Source organism: Aeromicrobium sp. 636, assembly GCF_024433585.1.
Taxonomy (GTDB): domain Bacteria; phylum Actinomycetota; class Actinomycetes; order Propionibacteriales; family Nocardioidaceae; genus Aeromicrobium; species Aeromicrobium senzhongii.
Window position 1 is genome coordinate 75,574 of sequence record NZ_WNJU01000001.1, and the last position, 24,256, is coordinate 99,829.

Annotated in this window: 28 protein-coding genes; 22 read left to right on the forward strand and 6 right to left on the reverse strand. The window is 70.3% G+C overall.

Annotated elements, in window-relative coordinates; genetic code table 11:
* Positions 1-117: 117 nt before the first annotated feature.
* From GL325_RS00425 to dapB, 8 genes are all read left to right on the forward strand, one after another.
* A complete protein-coding gene (locus GL325_RS00425) occupies positions 118-2,337 on the forward strand; it encodes a polyribonucleotide nucleotidyltransferase (RefSeq protein ID WP_154594746.1) in 2,220 nt (739 codons plus the stop codon).
* 168 nt (positions 2,338-2,505) lie between these two features.
* A complete protein-coding gene (locus tag GL325_RS00430; protein ID WP_187411407.1) occupies positions 2,506-3,792 on the forward strand; it encodes an extracellular solute-binding protein in 1,287 nt (428 codons plus the stop codon).
* A gap of 93 nt (positions 3,793-3,885) precedes the next feature.
* A complete protein-coding gene (locus tag GL325_RS00435) occupies positions 3,886-4,788 on the forward strand; it encodes a carbohydrate ABC transporter permease (RefSeq protein ID WP_154594747.1) in 903 nt (300 codons plus the stop codon).
* 1 nt (position 4,789) lies between these two features.
* Complete coding sequence (locus tag GL325_RS00440) at positions 4,790-5,728, forward strand: carbohydrate ABC transporter permease (RefSeq protein ID WP_154594748.1); 939 nt, start codon at positions 4,790-4,792, stop codon at positions 5,726-5,728.
* Positions 5,725-7,083, forward strand: a complete 1,359-nt coding sequence (locus GL325_RS00445; protein ID WP_187768276.1) for a GH1 family beta-glucosidase — start codon at positions 5,725-5,727, stop codon at positions 7,081-7,083. Before GL325_RS00440 ends, GL325_RS00445 begins: the two co-directional genes overlap by 4 nt.
* Positions 7,080-8,084: a LacI family DNA-binding transcriptional regulator gene (locus tag GL325_RS00450; protein ID WP_187768277.1), complete on the forward strand. Its 1,005-nt coding sequence runs from the start codon at positions 7,080-7,082 to the stop codon at positions 8,082-8,084. Before GL325_RS00445 ends, GL325_RS00450 begins: the two co-directional genes overlap by 4 nt.
* A 76-nt stretch (positions 8,085-8,160) precedes the next feature.
* Complete coding sequence (locus tag GL325_RS00455) at positions 8,161-9,234, forward strand: ABC transporter ATP-binding protein (RefSeq protein WP_187768278.1); 1,074 nt, start codon at positions 8,161-8,163, stop codon at positions 9,232-9,234.
* 10 nt (positions 9,235-9,244) lie between these two features.
* Entirely contained in the window at positions 9,245-9,991 is a 747-nt protein-coding gene (dapB, locus tag GL325_RS00460) for a 4-hydroxy-tetrahydrodipicolinate reductase (protein ID WP_154594752.1), read from the forward strand.
* 14 nt (positions 9,992-10,005) lie between these two features.
* On the opposite strand, the gene GL325_RS00465 is transcribed toward dapB, so the two are convergent.
* The 5 genes from GL325_RS00465 to GL325_RS00485 form a co-directional block, all read right to left on the reverse strand.
* Positions 10,006-10,524 carry a hypothetical protein gene (locus GL325_RS00465; protein WP_187768279.1) on the reverse strand — a complete coding sequence of 173 codons (519 nt, stop codon included), beginning with the start codon at positions 10,522-10,524 and terminating at the stop codon, positions 10,006-10,008.
* Between the two features lie 161 nt (positions 10,525-10,685).
* Positions 10,686-10,997, reverse strand: a complete 312-nt coding sequence (locus tag GL325_RS00470) for an AzlD domain-containing protein (protein ID WP_187768280.1) — start codon at positions 10,995-10,997, stop codon at positions 10,686-10,688.
* Positions 10,990-11,682 (reverse strand): AzlC family ABC transporter permease, encoded by a 693-nt coding sequence (locus tag GL325_RS00475; RefSeq protein WP_255955282.1) that lies wholly within the window; start codon positions 11,680-11,682, stop codon positions 10,990-10,992. The genes GL325_RS00470 and GL325_RS00475 overlap by 8 nt, the downstream gene beginning before the upstream one ends.
* Complete coding sequence (locus GL325_RS00480) at positions 11,679-12,209, reverse strand: GNAT family N-acetyltransferase (RefSeq protein ID WP_187768281.1); 531 nt, start codon at positions 12,207-12,209, stop codon at positions 11,679-11,681. The genes GL325_RS00475 and GL325_RS00480 overlap by 4 nt, the downstream gene beginning before the upstream one ends.
* Complete coding sequence (locus GL325_RS00485; protein WP_187768282.1) at positions 12,206-12,694, reverse strand: hypothetical protein; 489 nt, start codon at positions 12,692-12,694, stop codon at positions 12,206-12,208. Before GL325_RS00485 ends, GL325_RS00480 begins: the two co-directional genes overlap by 4 nt.
* Before the next feature lie 60 nt (positions 12,695-12,754).
* On the opposite strand from GL325_RS00485, the gene GL325_RS00490 reads away from it, so the two are divergent.
* From GL325_RS00490 to GL325_RS00500, 3 genes are read left to right on the forward strand one after another with little or no spacing between them, the layout of a single operon-like run.
* Positions 12,755-13,549, forward strand: coding sequence for a thymidylate synthase (locus GL325_RS00490; protein WP_187768283.1), 795 nt, complete (start codon positions 12,755-12,757; stop codon positions 13,547-13,549).
* Entirely contained in the window at positions 13,549-14,037 is a 489-nt protein-coding gene (locus GL325_RS00495; RefSeq protein ID WP_154594759.1) for a dihydrofolate reductase, read from the forward strand. The genes GL325_RS00490 and GL325_RS00495 overlap by 1 nt, the downstream gene beginning before the upstream one ends.
* 57 nt (positions 14,038-14,094) lie before the next feature.
* Entirely contained in the window at positions 14,095-14,463 is a 369-nt protein-coding gene (locus GL325_RS00500; RefSeq protein WP_187768284.1) for a VOC family protein, read from the forward strand.
* A gap of 3 nt (positions 14,464-14,466) precedes the next feature.
* Here GL325_RS00500 and GL325_RS00505 read toward each other — a convergent pair whose 3' ends face one another.
* The gene (locus GL325_RS00505; RefSeq protein WP_187768285.1) at positions 14,467-15,252 is read right to left on the reverse strand and encodes a thioesterase family protein; all 786 of its coding nucleotides are present in this window, start codon (positions 15,250-15,252) and stop codon (positions 14,467-14,469) included.
* 49 nt (positions 15,253-15,301) lie between these two features.
* Between GL325_RS00505 and dapA the strand changes: the two genes are divergently transcribed.
* The 11 genes from dapA to GL325_RS00560 all read left to right on the forward strand — a co-directional run bounded on the left by dapA (position 15,302) and on the right by GL325_RS00560 (position 24,229).
* Entirely contained in the window at positions 15,302-16,213 is a 912-nt protein-coding gene (gene dapA, locus GL325_RS00510) for a 4-hydroxy-tetrahydrodipicolinate synthase (RefSeq protein WP_187768286.1), read from the forward strand.
* A complete protein-coding gene (locus tag GL325_RS00515) occupies positions 16,210-17,889 on the forward strand; it encodes a ribonuclease J (RefSeq protein WP_154594763.1) in 1,680 nt (559 codons plus the stop codon). The genes dapA and GL325_RS00515 overlap by 4 nt, the downstream gene beginning before the upstream one ends.
* Before the next feature lie 75 nt (positions 17,890-17,964).
* The gene (locus GL325_RS00520; RefSeq protein WP_154594764.1) at positions 17,965-18,672 is read left to right on the forward strand and encodes a sirohydrochlorin chelatase; all 708 of its coding nucleotides are present in this window, start codon (positions 17,965-17,967) and stop codon (positions 18,670-18,672) included.
* 63 nt (positions 18,673-18,735) lie between these two features.
* Complete coding sequence (locus GL325_RS00525; RefSeq protein ID WP_154594765.1) at positions 18,736-21,177, forward strand: DNA translocase FtsK; 2,442 nt, start codon at positions 18,736-18,738, stop codon at positions 21,175-21,177.
* Between the two features lie 83 nt (positions 21,178-21,260).
* The gene (locus GL325_RS00530; RefSeq protein ID WP_154594766.1) at positions 21,261-21,572 is read left to right on the forward strand and encodes a CD225/dispanin family protein; all 312 of its coding nucleotides are present in this window, start codon (positions 21,261-21,263) and stop codon (positions 21,570-21,572) included.
* A 25-nt stretch (positions 21,573-21,597) separates the two neighbouring features.
* Positions 21,598-22,014 carry a DUF2752 domain-containing protein gene (locus tag GL325_RS00535; protein WP_222865753.1) on the forward strand — a complete coding sequence of 139 codons (417 nt, stop codon included), beginning with the start codon at positions 21,598-21,600 and terminating at the stop codon, positions 22,012-22,014.
* 15 nt (positions 22,015-22,029) lie between these two features.
* Complete coding sequence (locus tag GL325_RS00540) at positions 22,030-22,665, forward strand: CDP-alcohol phosphatidyltransferase family protein (RefSeq protein WP_187768287.1); 636 nt, start codon at positions 22,030-22,032, stop codon at positions 22,663-22,665.
* Positions 22,662-23,195 carry a CinA family protein gene (locus GL325_RS00545; RefSeq protein ID WP_222865752.1) on the forward strand — a complete coding sequence of 178 codons (534 nt, stop codon included), beginning with the start codon at positions 22,662-22,664 and terminating at the stop codon, positions 23,193-23,195. Before GL325_RS00540 ends, GL325_RS00545 begins: the two co-directional genes overlap by 4 nt.
* Positions 23,179-23,475, forward strand: a complete 297-nt coding sequence (locus tag GL325_RS00550; protein WP_154594770.1) for a helix-turn-helix domain-containing protein — start codon at positions 23,179-23,181, stop codon at positions 23,473-23,475. Before GL325_RS00545 ends, GL325_RS00550 begins: the two co-directional genes overlap by 17 nt.
* Positions 23,472-23,666 (forward strand): DUF3046 domain-containing protein, encoded by a 195-nt coding sequence (locus tag GL325_RS00555; protein ID WP_187411404.1) that lies wholly within the window; start codon positions 23,472-23,474, stop codon positions 23,664-23,666. Before GL325_RS00550 ends, GL325_RS00555 begins: the two co-directional genes overlap by 4 nt.
* A 14-nt stretch (positions 23,667-23,680) precedes the next feature.
* Positions 23,681-24,229 (forward strand): type 1 glutamine amidotransferase domain-containing protein, encoded by a 549-nt coding sequence (locus tag GL325_RS00560; RefSeq protein ID WP_187768288.1) that lies wholly within the window; start codon positions 23,681-23,683, stop codon positions 24,227-24,229.
* The last annotated feature ends 27 nt before the right edge of the window (positions 24,230-24,256 follow it).

Below are 24,256 nucleotides of genomic sequence, written 5' to 3' on the forward strand. Positions count from 1 at the left end.
AGGGGCGGCCGCGGGCCTCGATCGAAGACCGGCCCGGCCCGGGTCCGAATGCGGACCGCGCCGGCGCAGCCGCCTCGTCCCGAAACCGCAGGGCGAAACCCTGCAGAAGGGACTTCCATGTCCGACATCACCACCGTAGAGACCGTCCTCGACAACGGCCGTTTCGGCACCCGCACGGTGCGTTTCGAGACCGGCTTGCTGGCCCAGCAGGCCGCCGGCGCCGTCGCCGCCTACCTCGACGACGACACCATGCTGCTCTCGGCCACCACGGCCGGCAAGCACCCCAAGGACCACTTCGACTTCTTCCCGCTGACGGTCGACGTCGAGGAGCGCATGTACGCCGCGGGTCGCATCCCGGGGTCGTTCTTCCGTCGTGAGGGCCGTCCCAGCGAGGACGCGATCCTCACCTGCCGCCTGATCGACCGCCCGCTGCGCCCGACCTTCAAGAAGGGCCTGCGCAACGAGGTCCAGGTCGTCATCACGGTCCTGTCGCTCAACCCCGACACCCCGTATGACGTGCTGGCGATCAACGCCGCCTCGGCGTCCACGCAGATCTCGGGCCTGCCCTTCAGCGGCCCGATCGGCGCCACGCGCGTCGCGCTCATCGACGGCCAGTGGGTCGCCTTCCCGACGCACAGCCAGCTCGAGGAGGCCGTGTTCGACATGGTCGTCGCGGGCCGTGTCGCGGGCGACGACGTCGCCATCATGATGGTCGAGGCCGAGTCCACCGAGAACACGTGGGAGCTCGTCCAGAGCGGCGTCCAGGCGCCCACCGAGGAGATCGTCGCCGGTGGCCTCGAGGCCGCCAAGGGCTTCATCCGCCAGCTGTGCGATGCCCAGGCCGAGCTGGCCGCGACGGCCGCCAAGCCCGTCCAGGACTTCCCGGTCTTCCTCGACTACGAGGACGACGTCTACGAGGCCGTCCGCGAGATCGCGTCGGCCGACCTGGCCGGTGCGCTCACGATCGTCCGCAAGGCCGACCGCGAGGAGCGCGAGTCCGAGATCAAGGCCAACGTCATCGACCAGCTCGGTGAGCGCTTCGAGGGCCGCGAGAAGGAGCTCGGCGCCGCGCTGCGCTCGCTGACCAAGGAGCTCGTGCGCGAGCGCGTCCTGCGCGACAACGTCCGCATCGACGGTCGTGGCCTGGCCGACATCCGCGCCCTGTCCGCCGAGGTCGGCATCATTCCTCGCGTGCACGGCTCGGCGCTGTTCCAGCGTGGCGAGACCCAGATCCTGGGTGTCACGACGCTGAACATGCTCGACCTGGAGCAGAAGCTCGACACGCTCTCGCCCGAGACCACGCGTCGGTACATGCACAACTACAACTTCCCGCCGTTCTCCACCGGTGAGACCGGTCGCGTGGGCTCGCCCAAGCGTCGCGAGATCGGTCACGGCGCCCTGGCCGGCCGGGCCCTGCTGCCCGTGCTGCCGTCGCGTGCGGAGTTCCCGTACGCGATCCGCCAGGTCTCCGAGGCGCTGAGCTCGAACGGCTCGACGTCCATGGGCTCGGTGTGCGCCTCGACCCTGGGTCTGCTGAACGCCGGTGTGCCGCTGCGCGCCCCGGTCGCCGGCATCGCGATGGGCCTCATCTCCGGTGTGGTCGACGGCGAGCAGAAGTTCGTCACGCTGACCGACATCCTCGGAGCCGAGGACGCCTACGGCGACATGGACTTCAAGGTCGCCGGCACGCGTGAGTTCGTCACCGCCCTGCAGCTGGACACCAAGCTCGACGGCATCCCCGCCGACGTGCTGGCCGGTGCCCTGCAGCAGGCGCACGACGCGCGTCAGACGATCCTGGACGTGATGGCCGAGGCCATCAGCGAGCCCGACGAGATGAGCCCTTACGCTCCGCGGATCATCACGGTGAAGATCCCGGTCGACAAGATCGGCGAGGTCATCGGCCCGAAGGGCAAGATGATCAACCAGATCCAGGACGACACCGGCGCGAAGATCTCGATCGACGACGACGGCACCGTCTACATCGGCGCCGAGGGTGGCGACGCGGCCGAGGCGGCTCGCTCCGCCATCAACGCGATCGCCAACCCGACGATGCCCGAGGTCGGCGAGCGCTACCTGGGCACCGTCGTCAAGACGGTCGACTTCGGCGCGTTCATCTCGCTGCTGCCGGGCAAGGACGGCCTGCTGCACATCAGCAAGCTGCGCGAGCTCAACGGCGGCCAGCGGGTCAACAACGTCGACGACGTCGTCAAGGTCGGTGACAAGATCCAGGTCCAGATCGCCGAGGTCGGCGATCGCGGCAAGCTGTCGCTGATCCCGGTCGTCGAGGCGACCGAGGACGCGGCCGTCGAGACGGCCGAGGAGCCCTCCGAGGCCTGATCCTCCCGCTCCACGACGCAGCCCCGCACCGGTTCGGTGCGGGGCTGCGTCGTTCCCGGAACCATCATTTTGGGAGCGCTCCCAAAAATCTCTTGACGTGGCATGTGACGTGAGCCACACTCATGGGAGCGCTCCCATGTCGGGTGGGGGACCGACGGAAGGCATGACGTGAATCGCACACGACAGTTCGCCGCCACGCTCGCCACGGCGATCGCCCTGGGCGGCCTCGCCGCCTGTGGCGGTAGCGGGTCGAGCGACGACGGGGACGACATCACCCTGCGGGTGAATCTCTTCGGCAAGTTCGGCTACACCGAGGCGTACAAGAAGTTCGAGGCAGACCACCCCGGCGTCAAGATCGTCGAGACGGCCGAGGGCGACCTCGGCAAGTACAACACGAAGCTGACGCAGCAGATCGCCGCCGGCGGCGACGCCGGCGACGTGGTCGCCATCGAGGAGGGCCAGACCGTGGCCTTCCTGGCCGCCGCGAACAAGTTCGTCAACCTCCAGGACGAGGGTGGCAACGACGTCAAGGACCGCTGGCTCCCGTGGGTCTGGGACAAGGCCACGAGCGCCGACGGCAAGACGACGATCGGCTACGGGACGGACGTGGGCGGCCTGGCCATGTGCTACCGCCGCGACCTGTTCGAGAAGGCCGGACTGCCGACCGACCGCGCCGAGGTGGCCCAGCTGTGGCCGACCTGGGACGCGTACATCGCCACCGGCAAGAAGTTCCAGAAGGGCATCGGGAACCAGAAGGTCGCGTTCGTCGACTCGTCGACGAACACCTACAACTCCATCCTCATGCAGGAGGGGGACCACACCTACTTCGATCGTGACGACAAGCTCGTCTTCGACGAGAACCCCGCGATCAAGACCGCTTGGGACTACTCGGTCGAGATGACCGAGGCCGACCTGTCGGCCCAGCTCAAGGCCTTCAGCGACGAGTGGAACGCCGGCTTCAAGAACGGCTCCTTCGCCACGGTCGCCTGCCCCGCCTGGATGACCGGTTACATCAAGGACCAGTCCGGTGAGGCCAATGCCGGCAAGTGGGACATCGCCACGGTGCCCGGTGGCGGCGGCAACTGGGGCGGTTCGTGGCTCGCCGTGCCGCAGACCAGCAAGCACCAGGAGATGGCGCTCGAGCTGATCGACTACCTCAGCGACGAGGAGGGCCAGATGCTCGCCTTCGAGGCCGAGGGTCGCCTGCCGTCCCTGCCCGCGCTGTACGAGAAGACCGAGTTGAAGGAGGCCACGAACCCCTACTTCAACGAGGCCCCGATCGGCCAGCTGTTCGCCGCTGGTGCAGCGGCACTGGAGCCGGTCTACCTCGGCACGAAGAACGTTCCCGTCCGCGACGCGGTCGAGAACGCGCTCCGCAGTGTCGAGAACGGTGAGGTCCCGCCCGCGCAGGGCTGGGACGATGCGAGCGCAGCCGCCACGAAGGCCGGGCGCTGACGCACCCCTGACGCGGCCGGTGTCCGCGCGTTCCTCCAAGACGCGGACACCGGCCGCCCACGTTCGGACCCCCAGATCGGAGAGGATCTCGTCATGGCACGCACACGACTGGCTCGCCAACAGGGCGCCGGCCTCGCGTTCGTCTCGCCGTACTTCCTCGTCTTCGCGGTGTTCGGCCTGTTCCCGCTCGTCTACACCGCATGGGTCTCGATGCACGAGTGGACGTTGCTCGCGGGCAAGGTCGAGTTCATCGGGTTGGAGAACTACCGCGAGCTGATGGTCGACAGCTCCTTCTGGCGCGCCCTGGTCAACACCTTCGGCATCTTCGTCCTGGCCACCGTGCCGCAGCTGGTGCTGGCCACCGTGCTGGCCCAGATGCTCAACACGCGCCTGCGGTCGCGGACCTTCTGGCGGATGGGCGTCCTGCTGCCGAACGTCGCGTCGGTCGCGGCCGTCGGCATCATCTTCGGGATGATCTTCGCCCGCGACTACGGCATCGCGAACTGGCTGCTGGGGCAGATCGGCATCGACGCCATCGACTGGCGGGCCCACCGCTGGTCGTCCTGGCTCGCGATCGCGACGATGGTCGACTGGCGGTGGACCGGCTACAACGCGCTGATCCTGCTGGCGGCCCTGCAATCGGTGCCCAAGGAGCTCTACGAGGCGGCGAAGATCGACGGCGCCTCGGCATGGCGGCAGTTCTGGTCCATCACGGTGCCCATGCTGCGCCCCACGTTGATCTTCGTGACGATCGTCGCCACGATCGGTGGCATCCAGCTCTTCACCGAGCCGTTGCTCTTCAACCCCGGCGCGAACGCGATCTCCGGCGGCAACCGCGGACAGTTCCAGACCGTCGCGATGTACCTGGTCCAGGAGGCCTTCACCGGCCAGCGGTTCGGGTACGCCTCGACGATCGCCTGGGTCCTCTTCCTCATCATCGCCCTCGTGGCGGCCATCAACCTGCTGCTGCTGCGGCGCATCCGATCGGCGGACTGACATGAGCCTTCGCACCCACACCGGTGGCGCAGCGGACCGGCGCGCCGGCACGGTACCGCGTGCCGTCGACCAGCTCGGCGGGTCGGACCGGGGGACCGGCGCCCACCGGCGATCGAAGGTCACCGGAGCCTCCCCGCTGATGTACGTCGCGCTGACGTTCGTCGTCCTGCTCGCGGCCGCGCCGCTGTACTTCATGCTGGTGATGGCCTCGCGCGCCAACAGCGACATCCTGGGGATCCCGCCGCCGTTGTTGCCCGGCGACCGGCTCGCGTCGAACATCGACCGCGTCTTCGCGAACCCCGACGTGCAGTTCGGCAAGGCCCTGTTGAACTCACTCATCGTCGCGTCGACCGCCACCCTCGCGGTGGTCGTCAGCTCGGCCCTGGCCGGCTTCGCGTTCGCCAAGCTGAAGTTCCGCGGCAGCAACGTGCTGCTGATCATCGTGGTCGCGACGATGATGGTGCCGGTCCAGTTGGGACTGATCCCGCTGTACATGCTGATGACGAAGATCGGACTGGCCGGCGGCCTCGCCTCGGTGACGCTGCCGTTCCTGGTCAGCGGCTTCGGTGTCTTCTTCATGCGCCAGTACGCGCTGCAGGCGATCCCGGACGAGCTGATCGAGGCTGCGCGGGTGGACGGGGCGTCGACGCTGCGGATCTTCTGGTCGATCGTGTTCCCGGCGCTGAGACCTGCGGCGGCGGTGCTCGGACTGCTGACGTTCATGGAGCGCTGGAACGACTTCCTGTGGCCGTACATCGCCCTGGACTTCAACCATCCGACGGTGCAGGTCGCGCTCTCGCGGCTGGCCGGCGGCTATTACACCGACCAGGCACTGGTCATGGCCGGGACGCTCATGGGCACCCTGCCGCTCGTCGTGGTGTTCATCGTGTTCGGCCGCCAGATCGTGGGCGGAATCATGGAAGGTGGCCTCAAGTCATGAACGGTCTCAACGAGCGGTTCGATCCGGGGTTCCTGTGGGGCGTGGCCACGTCGGCCTACCAGATCGAGGGAGCGACGACGCTGGACGGACGCGGCCCGTCGATCTGGGACACCTTCGCGGCACGTCCCGGGATGACCCGCTGCGGAGAGAACGGCGAGGTGGCGGTCGATCACTACCACCGCTGGCCCGAGGACGTCGCCCTGGTCAAGGATCTCGGCCTGGACGCCTACCGGTTCTCCATCGCGTGGCCCCGGATCCAACCGGAGGGGCGAGGGAAGGTGGAGGCACGTGGCCTGGCCTTCTACGACCGGCTCGTCGACGGGCTGCTGGAGGCCGGGATCGAGCCGTGGCCCACGTTGTTCCACTGGGACCTGCCGCAGGCGCTCGAGGACGCGGGCGGCTGGCCGGTGCGCGACACCGCCGAGCGGTTCGCCGACTACGCGCAGATCGTCGCTGAAGCGCTGGGCGACCGCGTCCGTCACTGGACGACGCTCAACGAGCCGTGGTGCGCCGCGTTCCTGGGCTACGGCGCAGGAATCCACGCACCGGGTCGCACCGAGCCGGCGGCGGCGCTTGCGGCGTCCCACCACCTCAACCTCGCCCACGGCCTGGCCGTGCCCCGGCTGCGCGACGGCCGGCCCGAGGCCCAGGTCGGCGTGACCGTGAACCTCTATGCGGTCTCACCGGCCGACGAGACCGGTCGCCACGACGACGCGGCGCGTCGCATCGACGGTCTGATGAACCGCTGGTTCCTCGACCCGTTGCTGCTGGGGCGCTATCCGCAGGACGTCCTCGACGACATCGCCGGTGTCGGTGGCACCGAGGTCATCATGGCCGAGGACCTCGAGACCATCGCGGCTCCCCTGGACTTCCTGGGCGTCAACTACTACTCGCGCCACGTCGTCGCGGCGAGCCCGTGGCCCGGTGCCTCCGAGGTCGACTTCGTGTCGCGCGACTGGCCCAAGACGGCCTCGGGCTGGGACATCGACCCGAGCGGACTGCGCGAGGTCCTGGACCAGGTCCACCGCGACTACCCGCCGGTCCCGATCTACGTCACCGAGAACGGGGCGGCCTTCGACGACGTCCTCACCCCGGACGGCGCGGTCGACGACCAGGACCGCATCGAGTTCATCGACGGCCACCTGCAGGCCCTGGCCGACGCGCGGGACGACGGGGTCGACGTGCGGGGCTACTTCGCCTGGTCCCTGCTCGACAACTTCGAGTGGGCCGAGGGGTACGACAAGCGTTTCGGCATCGTGCACGTCGACTTCGAGACACTGGTGCGCACGCCCAAGGCCAGCGCACTGTGGTTCGCCGAGCTGGCGCGATCGACCAGCACGAAGGGGAGCTCATGACGGACATTCGCCAGCCGACGCTGGAGGAGGTGGCCCGACTCGCCGGAGTCGGCCGCGGCACGGCGTCCCGGGTCGTCAACGGCTCGGACCACGTGTCGCAGCGGACCCGCGAGGCGGTCGAGCAGGCGGTGCGCGAGCTGGGCTACGTGCCCAACCAGGCGGCGCGCTCGCTCAAGACCCGCCGCACCGACACCGTCGCCCTGGTCATCGCCGAGGACGAGGAGCGCGTCTTCGCCGAGCCCTTCTTCGCCGGCCTGGTCCGCGGCATCTCGCGGGCCGTCGACGAGACGTCGCGCCGCCTGGTGCTGTCGATGGTCCCGGACGAGTCGCACCTGTCCCGGCTCGGCCAGTTCCTGACGCCGCAGCACGTCGACGGCGTCATGGTCGTCTCGCTGCACGACGCGCTCAGCCTGCCGCAGGGGCCGGACCTGCCGGTCGTCTACGTCGGCCGCCCCAACGACCCGCGCGCGTGCTTCGTCGACGTCGACAACCTCGGTGGCGCGCGACGCGCCGTCGACCACATCATCGAGCGCGGGCGCCGCCGGGTCGCCTGCATCACGGGTCCGCAGGACATGGCGTCCGGTCGCGACCGCCTGGCGGGTTACCGCGAGGCCCTCGACGCCGCCGGCCTGCCGTTCGACGCCGACCTGGTCGAGACGGGGGACTTCAGTGAGACGAGCGGTGCCCGGGGCGCCGCGGTCCTGCTGGACCGGTGCCCCGACCTGGACGCGATCTTCGCCGCGAACGACGTGATGGCCCTCGGCGCCCTGCGCGAGCTCACGCGACGCGGTGTCGACGTCCCGCAGGACGTCGCCCTGGTCGGCTTCGACGGATCGGCGGCCGCGGCGGCGTCGACACCCGCGCTGACCACGGTCCACCAGCCACTGGCCGAACTGGGCGCGACGCTCGTCGACGTGCTCGCGCGCCGGATCGAGGACCCCGACGCCGAGCCGACCTCGGTCATCTTGTCCACCGAACTGCGAATGGGAGAGTCGTCATGAGTGAGCGACAGCGAGCGACAACGGCACACCTCGTGCCGCCGCCGGCGTACGGGTTCTTCTTCACGGAGGTGGCGGCATGAGTGCTGTGGTGTTCGAGGGAGCGACCCGGGTCTACCCCGGCCAGGAGCGACCGGCGGTCGATCACATCGATCTCGAGGTCGAGGACGGGGAGTTCCTCGTCCTCGTCGGGCCGTCGGGATGTGGGAAGTCCACGACGCTGCGGATGCTGGCCGGGCTGGAGGACGTCGACGACGGAAGCATCCACATCGGCGACCGCGACGTCACGCGGATGCCGCCGAAGGAGCGCGACATCGCGATGGTCTTCCAGAACTACGCGCTCTACCCGCACATGACCGTCGCCGAGAACATGGGGTTCGCCCTGCGGATCGCGAAGGTGTCGAAGGGCGACATCAATCGTCGGGTGGCCGAGGCCGCCGACCTGCTGGGCCTGACGGAGTTCCTCGGCCGCAAGCCGAAGGCGCTGTCGGGCGGCCAGCGCCAGCGCGTCGCGATGGGCCGGGCCATCGTCCGGTCGCCGCGGGTGTTCTGCATGGACGAGCCACTGTCGAACCTCGACGCCAAGCTGCGTGTCCAGACCCGCACCCAGGTCGCGGCGCTGCAGCGGCGGCTGGGGACCACGACGGTCTACGTCACGCACGACCAGGTCGAGGCCATGACCATGGGCGACCGGGTCGCGGTGCTCAAGGACGGCGTCCTGCAACAGGTCGCCGCGCCTCGCGAGCTCTACGACCGGCCGGTGAACCTCTTCGTCGCCGGCTTCATGGGATCGCCCGCGATGAACCTGCTCGAGCTGCCGGTGATCGACGGCGGTGTCGCCTTCGGCACGACCGTGCTGCCCGTGCCCCGCTCGGCGCTGATCGAGGCGAGCGGCTCCACCGTGGTCGTGGGCGTGCGTCCCGAGAACCTGGCGCCGTCGGACGAGGGGCTGCCCATCGTGGTCGACGTCGTCGAGGAGCTGGGCTCGGACGCGTACCTCTACGGACGGGCCGACGGCGTGGCGACTCCGGTCGTGTCGCGTGCCGACTGGCGCCGGCCCCCGGTCAAGGGCACGTCCACGCACCTGGAAGTGATCGACCCCGAGGCGGTCCACCACTTCGACCCCGTCAGCGGCGAGCGACTGGCTCGATAGCATCGGACGCATGACACGCGTGGCGGTACTGGGTGCGAAGGGCCGGATGGGTTCGACCTCGGCGGAGGCGATCGAGGCGGCGGACGGGCTCGAACTCGTCGCGCGGATCGATGTCGACGACGACCTGGCGACGATCGAGGAGGCGGGTGCCGAGGCCGCCCTGGTGTTCACCACGCCGGACGTCGCGTTCGACCAGGCCCGTTGGTGCCTCGAGCGCGGCATCCACGTCGTGATCGGCACCTCGGGCTTCGGCGACGACAAGGTCGGGCAGCTGCGCGAGATCGTGGCCGACCACGACGGCGTCGGTGCGATCGTCGTGCCGAACTTCTCGATCGGTGCCGTGCTGATGATGCGGTTCGCCGCCGTGGCGGCGCCGTTCTTCGAGTCCGTCGAGGTCATCGAGATGCACCACCCGGACAAGGTCGACGCGCCCTCGGGCACCGCCGTCCGCACCGCCGAGGTCATCGCCGAGGCGCGTCGCGAGGCCGGTTCGCCCGGGCTGCCCGACGCCACCACGACCGACCCCGACGGGGCGCGCGGGGCGAAGGTCGCGGGCATCCCGGTGCACGCGGTCCGCGCCCGCGGGTTCATCGCCTCCCAGGAGGTCCTCCTGGGCGACCCGGGCGAGATCTTCAGCATCCGCCACGACTCCTCCAGCCGTGAGTCGTTCATGCCGGGAGTCGTCGCCGCCTTGCGGTGGATCCCGGGTCACCCCGGGGTGACCGTCGGGCTCGACGAGGTCCTGGGCCTGGACTGAGCCCGGGCGGCGGCTCAGAGCGGCGCGCCGTCCTTCCACCGACCGCCGTCGAGGATCGCTTCCAGGGCGGCGAACGCCTCCCGCCTCGAGGACGCGGCGGTCTGGAACAGGGCCACCGCCGCCGTGTCGTGCTCCAGCACGACCAGAACCTTGCGGTAGTCGGTGCCGTCCGCGCTGAAGGGGCAGTCCATCGCGATGCGGCCGCCGAGCTCGGTGCGCTCGCACACGATGTCCTGGCCGGCGAGGCCCGTGGCGAGGTAGATCGCCTGGTTCTCGGCCTCGGCCGCCGTGTCGAACGGCGAGACGATGAGCTGGCGGGACGTGTCCTCCGCGTCCTGCAGGGTGAGCGCCACGGTTCCGGAGGACTCGTGCTCGGTCCACGAGCCCTTCGCGACCGACAGACGCTCATCGCTCGAGGTGATCCTCTCGGTCCCGTCGGCCGCCCCGCCGGTCGGTCGGGGCTCCTCCCCGCAACCCGCGGTCGTCGCGAGCAGGAGGAGGGCCACCAGCAGGGATCCGAGAGTCTTGTTCACAGGGTCGACAGTGTCACGGTGTGCCCTCGACCGGTCGGCGACGCGCGTCAGCCCGGTCAGGCGAAGGCGGTTCCGTCGAGCCCAGCCGGCACGCCGTAGTGGGGGAGCAGCGACCCTCGCCGCCCGGTACGAGGATCGGTAGCCCATGTGGCCGGGATCGATCAGCCGGCGACGGCCCGCACGAGTGCCGCCGTCGCGGCCGCGGCGATCAGCATCACCAGGAACGGGACCTTGCGCCACAGCAGGAAGGCCGCGACGGCCAGCCCTGCCAGCCGGGCGTCCACCACGACGCGCGACCCGTCAGAGAACCCCTGGACGACCACCAGCGCGGCCAGCAGACCGACCGGGATGAAGGCGGCGGCTCGGACGGTCAGCGGGTGCTCCAACACCCGCTCCGGGACGGACAGGCCGAGCAGTTTGAGGCCGTAGCAGCCGACGGCGACCATCAGCACACCCCACCACAGCTCACTCATCGATGCTCCCCGGTGTGGAGGGCACGAACCTCAGACCCACGAGCACGGCGACGATGCCGCCGATGATGATGGGCGCGCCGGCCGGCGTGAACGGCACCAGGCCCAGGGCCACCGCGGCCGCCAGCAGTGCCAGGAGTCGCGACGCCGTCGAGTCCAGTCGCGGCCACAGCAGGCCGAGGAAGGCCGCCGCCACGGCGGCGTCCAGGCCGATCGTGCGGGGATCGCCGATCCGCTCGCCGGCGAGCGCCCCCAGGAGGGTCATGAGGTTCCAGATCGCGAAGATGGTCAGCCCGGTCCAGTAGAACCCGAGCCGCGCCTGGCGGGGGTCGGTCCGCACGACGGACATCGCCGTCGACTCGTCGATCACGACGTGCGCCGTCGCCCAGCGGCGCAGGCCCTTGACCTGGAGGACCGGCGCCAGGGTGATGCCGTAGAACGTGTTGCGGACCCCGAGCAGGACCGCGGTGAGCGCGCCGGTCAAGGGGGCTCCGCCGGAGGCCACGACGCCGAGGAACGCGAACTGCGAGGCGCCCGTGAACGCGAGCAGCGAGAGCGCACACGCCTGCAGGACCGTGAGGCCGCTGGTGGTGGCCAGGGCGCCGAAGCTCACGCCGTACAACCCGACTCCCACACCCACCCCGAGGGAGTCCGCGATGACGGTCCGGTCGCTGGTGGGCTCGCTCACGTCAGCGTCGTGTGGAGACGGATCTGCTTGACCGGCCCGTTCGCTCCCGCGAACTCGCGGTGCGCACCGTCGGGCTCCCAGCCGGACTCCTTCAACCAGGCACGCAGCTCGTCGTCGGTGGGGGAGACCCACCACACGGCCCGCTCGAAGCTGTCGGCGCGAACGGTGTCGACACAGGCGTGCAGCAGGCGCGACCCGTGACCGAGGCTCCGGTGGTCGGCGTCGACGACGAACTCGCCGATCTCGGCGTCACGCACCTGGTCGGCGTCCGGGTCGTGGCACGGGTGGACCAGCGCGAAGCCGCGCAGGGTGGCGCGCTCGAGGGCCACCAGGGTCCGCATCCGGGCATCGCGGGGTGCGCTGATCAGCTGGGTCCAGCGGGCCGTCATCACAGTCTCGTCGAGGGCCTCGAGCTCGGCCGGGTCCACGAGGTCGCCGTAGCTGCGCAGCCAGTGCGCGCGCTGCACCGCGGCGATCCGGGCGCCGTCGTCGGGCCAGGCCAGACGCACGGAGACGTCGGCGTTCATCGGCCGAACGCCTGACGCAGGCCGGAGTCGGCGCCCTGGCGCTCCAGGGCACCGGCGAAGCGGTCGATGTTGCGCCGGGTGGGCCACGTCCCGAAGGCCAGGGCGGCGAGGGCGGGCACGACGGCCACGGCCATGACGAGGCCGCCGATGAGGCCGGTCACGCCGAGCACCGCGCACACCACGAGCGGGATCTCGAGCACCACGAAGGCCCGGGCGATGTGCGCGGCCAGTCGGCGCATCGCGGTCTGCTCCGGTGCAGGGTCGTCGAGGGGCAGGCTCTGCGGCTGGGCCCACCAGCGCGAGACGACGGCACCGGCGACGAACACCAGCGCGACCAGCGCGAGCGCTGCCCACCAGTGTGCCCCGGGCTCGCCGCCGCGGCCGAACGCCAGGACGGCGAAGAGCGCGAAGACGAGGGTGACCGCGAGCTGGAGGGCGACGAATCGCTTCACGTCCGCAGGGGTGGGCGCCGTGGGTTCCGTCACGCCGGTCAGTATCTCACGTCACTGCCCGTCGTCGTTCGCCCGCGTTGCTAGTCTGCGGACATGCAGGCCTACCTCGATCTCGTCCGCCGCATCCTCGACGAGGGGGTCGCCAAGGGCGACCGCACGGGCACCGGCACGCGCAGCGTCTTCGGGCACCAGATGCGGTTCGACCTGGCCGAGGGCTTCCCGGTCGTCACGACCAAGAAGGTCCACCTCAAGAGCGTCGTGGCCGAGCTGCTGTGGTTCATCGCCGGCGACACGAACACGCAGTACCTGCGCGACAACGGTGTCACGATCTGGGACGAGTGGGCCGACGACAACGGCGACCTCGGCCCCATCTACGGCTACCAGTGGCGCTCCTGGCCGACGCCCGGCGGCGAGCACATCGACCAGCTCCGAGGGGTCATCGAGGCGATCAAGGCCGACCCGAACTCACGCCGTCACATCGTCAGCGCCTGGAACGTGGCCGACCTCGACGCGATGGCCTTGGCGCCGTGCCACGCGTTCTTCCAGTTCTACGTGGCCGACGGCAAGCTCAGCTGCCAGCTCTACCAGCGCTCCGCCGACGTGTTCCTGGGCGTGCCGTTCAACATCGCCTCCTACGCCTTGCTGACGCACATGGTCGCCCAGGTGACGGGCCTCGAGCCGGGAGAGTTCATCTGGACCGGCGGCGACTGCCACCTGTACGTCAACCACCTCGACCAGGCGCGCGAGCAGCTGACGCGCGACCCGCTGCCGCTGCCGACCCTGCGCCTCGACCCCGCCGTCACCGACATCGACGAGTTCACGCTCGACTCGATCTCGGTCGAGGGCTACCGGTCCCATCCCGCCATCAAGGCGCCGATCGCCGTCTGATGGGCGTCACGATCGTGGTGGCCGTCGGCGAGAACGGGGTCATCGGCCGCGACGGCGGCATGCCCTGGCCTCGCACCGGTGACATGCGCCAGTTCAAGGAGATCACCTGGGGCCACCCCATGGTGATGGGCCGGGCGACGTACGAGGCCATCGGCCGTCCGCTGCCCGGACGCACCTCCATCGTGCTGACGCGGCGCGGCGACTGGGATCCCGGCGATCCCTCGGTGATCGTGGCGGCCGACCTCGACACGGCGCTGACGCGGGCCGCCGAGATCGACGACCAGGTCTTCCTCGTCGGCGGCGCGACGGTCTACGACGAGGCGCTCGAGCGCGGCCTCGTCGACGAGCTGGTGGTCACCCACGTCCCCCTCAGCCCCGAGGGCGACGCCTTCTTCGGTCCGGTCGACCCCGAGGTCTGGCGTGAGACGGAGCGCGAGGCCCACGCCGGCACGCCCGACTACGAGATCGCCACGTACGTGCGTCGCTGACCCTTGTCCTGCCCGCTGTCCCGGGCCGACACTGACGGGACAGGACAGGAGTGATCCATGGCACACGGCGACATCACCCACATCGACATCCCGACCTCCGACCACCGACGGGCCCAGGACTTCTACAGCGCCCTCTTCGGCTGGAAGTTCGTGGAGCATCCCGGCTTCGAGGGCTACCCCATGTGGCAGGCCCCGAACGAGATCAGCGGCGGCGGCCTCGCGCCCCGGTCACCCGGGTTCACGCAGCCGCGCTCCTACGTCGAGGTGGACTCCATCGACGACACCCTGGCCGCGGCACGCGAGCGCGGCGCCCGGGTCGTGATGGAGCGTCAGCCCATCTCCGACACCAGTTGGTGGGCCGTGATCGAGGACCCCGACGGCAACGTCATCGGGCTCTACGAGGGCGTCACCGACGTCTCGGACTGACGCTCAGAGCAGGATCGCGAGCTGGCGCGACTGGGCCACCAGTCGCCCCTGCTCGTCCCACAGCTCGCCGTCCTCCTCGTGGAAGCCGTCGGCGATGTGGCGGGTGGTGAAGCGGGACGCGACCCACGTGCCGGGCTCGGGCAGCCGGTGGAAGTGGACCGTCAGCTGCACCGTCATGGAGACGAGCTGGCCCAGCTCCAGGACCGGCGGGGGAGAGGTGTCGGTCAGCAGCGCCACGGCGGGCCAGTCGATGGCAGTCCCGCCGTCGAGTCGCTGCCACAGCTCGGCGGTGGGGTCGCCGGACGGCTTGCCGTCGGCCCAGCCGGGGGTGACGGGCATGCGGAACTCCACCCGCCCGAAGAGGCCGTCGGTGGGCAGGCCCAGGTCGCGGGGATCGGGCAGTCCGTCCGGGGCGGGCAGCTGCGGCGGCGTCCCGAGCTCCTGGCTGTGCCCGTGATGGTCGGCGGCGAAGCTCGCGGTCATGCGGGCCAGCGGCTTGTCACCGTGCGCGAGGTCGACCTCGACGGTCTGGACCCGGCGCCCCATCTTCACCGGCGTCACAGTCAGCGTGGCGGTCGTCCCGGGCTCGGGAGACGCGAAGTAGGTGATCGAGGCGACGACGGGACGGCCCACGTCGGTGGTGTCCATCGCGGTGCGGAGCATCGACGCCAGCACCCAACCGCCGTTCGGCTTGCCCAGGGGAGTGTTCCAGCGATCGGTCACCGCCAAGCTCAACGTGCCGTCGTCGGCGCGGGTCGCGGTGATGTCCTGTGGATAGTGGTCGGTCACCGGCTCATCCTGCCCGAAGGCCTCGCCGCGGTGACGGTAACCTCGGTACATGACGTCTCCGCTCGCCACCGAGGCCGCGCCGTTCGGCCGTCTCCTCACCGCGATGGCCACCCCGTTCACCCCCGACGGTGAGCTCGACCTCGACGCCGCCGCGGCGTTGGCGCAGCACCTGGTCGAGAGCGGCAGCGACGGCATCGTCGTCAGCGGCACCACCGGCGAGTCGCCCACCACGACCGGCGAGGAGGACGGCCGGCTGCTGGCCGCCGTGCTCGAGGCCGTCGGCGACCGCGCCACGATCGTGGCCGGCGTCGGCACGAACGACACGCGCCACACCGTCGAGCTGGCCGAGCAGGCCGTCCGCGTGGGCGCCCACGGCCTCCTGCTGGTCTCGCCGTACTACAGCAAGCCCCCGCAGGCCGGCATCCTCGCCAACATCGACGCGGTCGTGGCCGCGGCGGGTGACACGCCGATCATGCTCTACGACATCCTCGGCCGGACCGCGGTCGAGATCAGCGAGGCGACGTACGCCGAGCTGGAGTCGCGCCCGACCGTCGTCGCCGTCAAGGACGCCTCCGGCGACCTGGCGCGCGGCGCCCGCCTGCGCGCCAACTCGAGCCTGGCGCTGTACGCCGGCGACGACGCGCTGGCCCTGCCGTGGCTCGCGCTCGGCGCGGTCGGTGTCGTCAGCGTGGTCAGCCACGTCGTCGCCAGCCCCATCAAGGACCTCATCGCGGCGGTCGACGCCGGCGATCTGGTGCGTGCGCGCCAGATCGACAACGAACTTCTGCCCCTGATCGCAGCGATCATGGGCCAGACGCAGGGTGCGATCGCCGCCAAGGCGGCGCTCGTCGAGCTCGGCGTCATCCCTCACGCGGGCGTGCGACTGCCGCTCACTCCCGCGACGGACGAACAAGTCCAGGTCATTCGAGCGGCACTCAAGGACGCTGATCTACTGGCATGAGCCATATGCACACAGAACTTCCGACCCCCGCACCTCTCGCGCCGGGCGCCATGCGCGTCGTCCCCCTGGGAGGACTGGGCGAGATCGGCCGCAACATGACCGTCTTCGAGTTCGACGGGAAGCTGCTGATCGTCGACTGCGGCGTGCTCTTCCCCGAGGAGCACCAGCCCGGCGTCGACCTGATCCTGCCGGACTTCGGCCCGATCCGGGACCGCCTCGACGACGTCGTCGGCCTGGTCCTGACGCACGGCCACGAGGACCACATCGGCGGCGTCCCGTACCTGCTGCGCGAGCGCGGCAACATCCCCGTCATCGGTTCCAAGCTGACGCTGGCGCTCCTCGCGCCGAAGCTCAAGGAGCACCGCCTGAAGGACGTGCCGATGCACGTCGTCAGCGAGAACGACGTCGAGTCCTTCGGGCCGTTCGAGTGCGAGTTCGTGGCCGTCAACCACTCCATCCCCGACGCCCTGGCCGTGGCCATCAAGACCGCCGCCGGCGTCGCCCTGCACACGGGCGACTTCAAGATGGACCAGCTGCCGCTCGACGGCCGCATCACCGACCTGCGCGCGTTCGCCCGCCTCGGCGAGGCCGGCGTCGACCTGTTCCTGACCGACTCCACGAACGCCGAGGTGCCCGGCTTCACGACGGCCGAGAAGTCGATCACCCCGGCCATCGACGCCGTCTTCGCCCGCAGCAAGAAGCGCATCATCGTCGCGTCCTTCGCCTCGCACATCCACCGCGTCCAGCAGGTGCTGGACGCCGCGGTCAAGCACAACCGCAAGGTCGCGTACGTGGGCCGGTCGATGGTCCGCAACATGCAGATCGCCCGCGAGCTGGGCTACCTCAACGTGCCCGACGGCGTCGTGGTCGACAAGATCGACGCCGCGCCGCCGGAGCAGATGGTCCTCATGTCCACCGGCTCGCAGGGCGAGCCGATGGCGGCCCTGTCGCGCATCGCGAACCGCACGCACCCCCAGGTGCACCTCGAGCCCGGCGACACCGTGCTGCTCGCGTCGTCGCTGATCCCGGGCAACGAGAACGCGATCTACCGCGTCATCGACGGCCTGACCAAGCTGGGCGCGAACGTCGTCCACAAGGGCAACGCGCTCGTGCACGTGTCCGGTCACGCCTCGGCCGGTGAGTTGCTGTACTGCTACAACATCGTCCAGCCCTCGAACGTCATGCCGGTGCACGGCGAGATCCGCCACCTGCACTCCAACGCGGAGCTGGCCCGCCAGACCGGCGTGCCGAACACGATCATCGCCGAGGACGGCTACGCGGTCGACCTGGTCGACGGCCACGCCAGCATCGTCGGCGCGTACGACGTGGGCTTCGTCTACGTCGACGGCTCGTCGATCGGCGACGTCACGGACTCCGACCTCAAGGACCGGCGCACGCTGGCGGCCGAGGGCTTCATCTCGGTCATCGCCGTCATCGACTCGGCCACCGGCAAGATCGTCAGCGGACCCGAGATCCACGCCCGCGGCCTGGCCGAGGACGACTCGGTCTTCGACGCGATCCAGCCCAAGGTCGTGTCCGCCCTCGAGGAGGCCCTCGCAGACGGGGCGCGCGACACCGAGGCCCTGCAGCAGGTCATGCGCCGCGTCGTCGGATCGTTCGCGGGTCGTCGCCTGCGCCGCCGGCCGCTGATCATCCCGATCGTGCTGGAGGCCTGATCCCTCGGGTCACTCGTTACCCAACCTCGCAAGGGTTGTAACCCGGGGGAAACAGAGTCTGCCCAGTGTGGAGGGGTGAGAACTCGGATCATCGTGTGCGGCCATGGGACGACCTCGCACACGGGTCGGTCCGCGATCGCCTCACTGGTCAACGCCGTTCGGCGCCACGCCGGGGGACCCGAGGTCGTCGATGCCTTCTTCGACGTCCAGCAGCCCTCGCTGGCGGACGTCGTGGCGGAGACCTCGGGGCCGCGGGTCATCGTCCCGTTGCTGTTGCACCACGACGTGTCGACCGCCGGGCGGCTGGCGGCGGTGGCCGCCGACGACCCGCTGGTCCGCGTCGCCCCGGCGATGGGACCGGACTGGGTCCTGGCCGAGATCGGTGTGCGACGGCTGATCGAGGCGGGCGCCCGTCCGTCCGACACGATCGTGATGGTCGCCCCGGAGGCCGACGGCCCCCGGGCGCTGGCCGACATCTCCAAGGCCGCGCGATTGCTCAGCGCGGTGTGGGGAGGCCCGGTCCACGTCGGTGTGGTCGACGGCGTCGGCACGCCGGTCGAGGACGCCCTCGACGTGGCCCGGGCCCACAACCAGCGGGTCGTCGTCTCGATGTACGCGCTCGCCTCGGGCCAGGGCGCCTCGGCGATCGGGCGGCTGGGCGCCGACGTCGTGACCGCGCCGTTGCTGGGCGCCGGGGCGCCTGACGCGCGCCTCGTGACGCTGGCCCTCGAGCGCGCCGAGGTGCTGTCGTTCCCGGGAGAGGTGGGCTCCGCCACCCGATGACCGCCGCGCTGCTGGCGGCGTGGGACCGTGAGAACTCTCAGGTTCTGGTTTAGCCTTGGCATCATGGCGACCCGAACGTCTTCCCCGCCGCGCAAGCGGCCGTCCGGCAGCCAGGCCCGCAAGAAGCCCGCGCCGCGCAAGCAACCCGCACGCAAGGCGCCGGCACCGAGGACGGGACCTGGTCCGCTCGCTGCTGCCCTCCGCGGGGTGATGCGCGCCTCCACGGTCTTCTGGCTCGGACTGGCGGGCGTCGTCGGTGCCATCGCGCGCAGCATCGGCCACAGTGCCCGTGAGCTCGACGCCGAGCAGCGACGCGACGGGGTCGGCCTCGCGCTGGTCTCGCTGTCGCTCGTGACCGCCGCCTCGGTGTGGTGGGACATCCCCGGCGGCGTCGGTGCCGCCGTGCGCCGCGTCACCACCGGCTCGGTCGGCGTCCTGGCCTGGGCGGTCCCCATCCTGCTCGCCGTCCTGGCGTGGCGGACGCTGCGCCATCCCGACCGCAACGGCCCCGCCGGCCGTCAGGCGATCGGCTGGAGTGCCATCGTCGGCGGCGTCCTGGGCCTGGTCCACCTGGCCCACGACACGCCGCGCCCCAGCGATCCGGACATGGCCGACGCCGGGGGAGCGGTGGGCTTCCTGTTCTCCGCGATCCTGGTCGACCTGCTCAAGACCGGCTGGGTCGTCGCCCCGATCCTGGTGATCGTCGTGATCTTCGGTGTCCTGGTCGTCACGGGCACCCCCTTGTACGCCGTTCCCGACCGACTGCGCACGACCGCCGACAAGATGCTCGGCCGTGAGAAGGCGCCCTCCGCCGAGGCCGAGCCCAAGCCCGAGCCGGTCAAGAAGCGCCATCCGCGCACGGTCCCCATCGTGGACGAGCCGTTCGAGAACCCGCTCGTCGACGGCCCCGACGACGATCGCCAGGTCCCGGTCAGCTTCGTGCCGCCCGTGCCCGCGGTGTCCGAGCCCGAGCCGCAGCCCGACCTCAAGCCGCTCGAGCCGCTGCCGGTCCGCGCCGAGCAACTGGCCCTGTCCGGCGACGTCGTCTACACGCTCCCCGAGCCCAGCGCCCTCAAGGAGGGCACGCCGCCCAAGGCCCGCTCGGCAGCCTCCGACGAGGTCGTCGGCCGGCTCACCGAGGTGCTCGAGCAGTTCCAGATCGACGCGACCGTCACGGGCTACACCCGCGGCCCGACCGTCACCCGGTACGAGGTCGAGCTCGGCCCCGCCGTCAAGGTCGAGAAGGTCACCGCACTCAGCAAGAACATCGCCTACGCCGTGGCCTCCAACGAGGTCCGCATCCTGTCGCCGATCCCGGGCAAGAGCGCCATCGGCGTCGAGATCCCGAACGTCGACAAGGAGATGGTGTCCCTCGGTGACGTCCTGCGCTCGAACAAGGCGCGCAGCGACCACCATCCGATGGTCATCGGCCTGGGCAAGGACGTCGAGGGCGGCTACGTCGTGGCGAACCTGGCCAAGATGCCGCACCTGCTGGTCGCCGGCGCGACCGGATCGGGCAAGTCCAGCTTCGTGAACTCGATGATCTCGTCGATCCTCATGCGGTCCACGCCCGACGAGGTGCGGATGATCCTGGTCGACCCCAAGCGCGTCGAGCTGAACGCGTACGAGGGCATCCCGCACCTCATCACGCCGATCATCACCAACCCGAAGAAGGCCGCCGAGGCGCTGGCCTGGGTCGTGCGCGAGATGGACCTGCGCTACGACGACCTGGCGAACTTCGGCTTCCGGCACATCGACGACTTCAACAAGGCCGTCGCCTCCGGCAAGGTGCAGGCGCCTCCGGGCAGCGAGCGTGTCCTGACGCCCTACCCGTACCTGCTGGTGGTGGTCGACGAGCTCGCCGACCTGATGATGGTCGCCCCGCGCGACGTCGAGGACTCGATCGTGCGCATCACCCAGCTGGCCCGTGCGGCGGGCATCCACCTCGTGCTCGCGACGCAGCGACCCAGCGTCGACGTCGTCACGGGTCTGATCAAGGCCAACGTGCCCAGCCGCCTGGCCTTCGCGACCAGCTCGCTGGCCGACAGCCGCGTCATCTTGGACCAGCCCGGCGCCGAGAAGCTCGTCGGTCAGGGCGACGGTCTGTTCCTGCCGATGGGCGCGAACAAGACCATGCGCATGCAGGGGGCCTGGATCACCGAGGCCGAGATCCAGACGATCGTCAACCACTGCAAGGAGCAGTTGCAGCCGTCGTACCGCGAGGACGTCACGACTCCGCAGCAGGCCAAGCGCGAGCTCGACGACGACATCGGCGACGACATGGACCTGGTGCTCCAGGCGATCGAGCTCGTGGTCAACACGCAGTTCGGCTCGACGTCGATGCTGCAGCGCAAGCTGCGTGTCGGATTCGCCAAGGCCGGCCGCCTGATGGACATCCTCGAGAGCCGCGGCGTCGTGGGCCCCAGCGAGGGCTCGAAGGCGCGCGACGTGCTCGTGAAGCCTGATGACCTCGCTGACGTGTTGGCCAGCATCCAGGTCGGTTGACCACTAGGATCAGCGAACCAACCACCTCATGTAAACCACCGTGGTCGCCCTCTCGGGGGTACCGGTGACACGAAAGGGAATGCATGTCTTACAACGCTCCGCCGCCGCCCCCCTCGGGACCGGTCGGACAGACGCCGCCGCCGAACAACCTCGTGTGGGCCATCCTCACGACGCTGTTCTGCTGCCTGCCGCTCGGCGTGGTCTCGATCGTCTACGCGGCGCAGGTGAACGGCAAGTTCGCCGCCGGCGATCTCGCCGGGGCCCAGGACTCCTCGCGCAAGGCCAAGACGTGGGCCATCTGGTCCGCCGTCGTCGGTCTCGTGGCGATCGTCCTGTACGTCATCTTCATCGTGATCGTGGCCAGCAATGGCGACTCCACGTCGACGAGCCTCTGATCTGAGCGACGTCAGCGCGCGCCCCGTGGCCGCCGGGATCTCCCGGCGGCGCGGGGCGTTCGCGTTCTCAGCGGTCACCCTCGCCGGCCTGGCCGCCATCGCTGTCGTCGCCGCCCGCTCCCCGGAGGAGTCCGGGCACTACCCGACCTGCCCCTTCCTCGCCGTCACGGGCCTGTTCTGCCCGGGGTGCGGCAGCCTGCGTGCCCTGCACGCGCTGGCTCACGGCGATCTCGCGACCGCGTGGGATCGCAACCCGCTCGCCGTGCTGCTGTTGCCCGCCGTCCTGGTGGCCTGGGCGGCCTGGGGACTGCGCCTGCTCGGCCGGCGCGCGTGGCATCCCAGCCGGATCCCGGCAGGGTGGATCTGGGCGCTGCTGGTGGTCGTCCTGACGTACTGGGTGGCGCGCAATGTGCCCGGCTGGACGTGGCTCTCACCGGCCTGAGCCATACTGAACATCATGGATTCCTCGCCCCCGGCAACCACGCCGAGCAACTGGAACGTCCCGAACGCCCTGACGGTCATCCGGATCCTCGGTGTTCCGGTCTTCGGTTGGCTGTTGCTGCACGACGGTGGCGAGTCGGTCGGGTACCGGATCGCCGCGTGGGCAGCGTTCGTGGTCCTGATGGCCACCGACAAGATCGACGGCGACATCGCCCGCAAGCACAACCTCATCACCGACTTCGGCAAGATGGCCGACCCGATCGCCGACAAGGCCCTCACCGGCATGGCCTTCATCGGACTGGCGATCATCTTCAACGACCAGACGTGGGGACCGGTCTTCTGGGCCGCGGTCATCGCGATGCTGGTGCGCGAATGGGGGATCACCGTCATGCGGATGGTGATGGTCCGCCGCGGCTTCGTCATGCCGGCCGGTCGCGGGGGCAAGCTCAAGACCGTGCTGCAGTCCGTGGCCGTCGCGGGGTACTGCCTGCCGCTCGAGTTGTGGGACGGTCTCGTCCCGACGGTGCTGCTGTGGATCACCCACGTCGTGATGGCCGCGGCGCTCGCGCTGGCGCTGGTGACCGGCGTCCAGTACGTCATCGACGCCCGGCGACTGGCCGCGGAGGCACCGGCCGACGACCTCGCGCGGTGACCGTGGCGTCCGCCTCCGACGTGGTGGCGGCCCTGCGCGCCGCGGGACAGACCGTCGCGACCGCTGAGTCGCTCACGGGCGGCTTGGTCTGCGCGACGCTCGTCGACGTGCCGGGAGCCTCGGTCGTGGTGCGCGGGGGAGTCATCGCCTACCAGCCCGATCTCAAGACCGCCCTGCTGGGCGTGGACGCCGACCTGATCGCCCGTGAGGGCACCGTCGACGCCGCGGTGGCCGAGCAGCTGGCACTCGGTGCGTGCGCACGGCTGGGCGCCACGTGGGGCCTGGGCACGACCGGTGTCGCCGGTCCGGGCCCGGCCGAGGGTCATCGCGCCGGCACCGTCCACGTCGCCGTGGCGGGCCCCGATGGCGTGCGCTCACGCCGGCTGCAACTGGACGGGGACCGCGACGAGGTGCGGCGAGCAGCGGTCCGCGCCGTCCTGGCGGACCTGCACTATAGGCTGGGGAAGAACAACGGCTCGGCGGACGTTGAGCCTGACAGGGAAGGTGGTGGCGATGACCGCGATGCGTGAACTCATCGGCGACGTGCTCCGGGCACGTCGGCTCGCCGAAGGCCTGACCCTGCGCGACGTCTCCGAGCGGGCTCGGATCAGCTTGGGATACATCTCCGAGGTCGAGCGCGGCCAGAAGGAGGCCAGCTCCGAGCTGCTCGCCGCCCTGGCCCAGGCGCTCGATGTCCCGCTGAGCAAGGTGCTGCTCGACGTCAGCTCGCTGCTCGAACTCGAGGAAGCCGCCGACCTGGCGACCGTGTCGTCGATCGCGCGCGAAGAGGCCCGGGCCTCCGCAGCGTGAGGCACAGCGAGTTCTGGCAGCGCATGGAAGCTGCCCTCGGGGCGGCGTATGCCAGTTCCTGGGCCCGCCAGCAGGCGATCGGCGCCTTGGGCGGTCGCACCCCGGTCGAGGCCCTCGAAGCCGGTGTCGACCCCCAACAGGTGTGGCGCGCGGTGCACGCGACGCTCGACCTGCCCGCGCGCGAACGTTGAGTTAGCGTCGGGTCATGAGCGATCTCCCCGACCTGACCGGCAAGCGTGTCGCCATCATCGCGACCGACCACTTCGAGGAATCCGAACTCACGACCCCTCGTGACAGTCTCGAGGACGCGGGAGCGGACGTGCGCATCTTCGCCCCTCACCCCGGCACCCTGCAGGCGATGCAGGGCGACACCGACAAGACCATCTCGGTGCGGGTGGACGGCACCCTGGACGAGTTCGACCAGGGCTGGCCCGACGCCTTCGTCTTCCCCGGCGGCACCGTGAACGCCGACCACCTGCGCATCGACGAGCAGGCCCAGCGGATCGTCACGAACGCCCTCGAGTCGGGTGCGCCCGTGGCGGCGATCTGCCACGCTCCCTGGCTGCTGGTCTCGGCCGACCTGGTCAAGGGCAAGCGCCTGACCAGCTTCCCGAGCCTCGCGGTGGACGTGAGGAACGCCGGCGGCGACTGGGTCGACGAGACCGTCGTCGTCGACGGCAACCTGATCACGAGCCGCAACCCCGACGACCTGCCCGCGTTCGTCGGCGCCATCGCCGACGCCCTCGTGTCCTGAATCACGTCCGTCCCGCCCCGTCCCGAG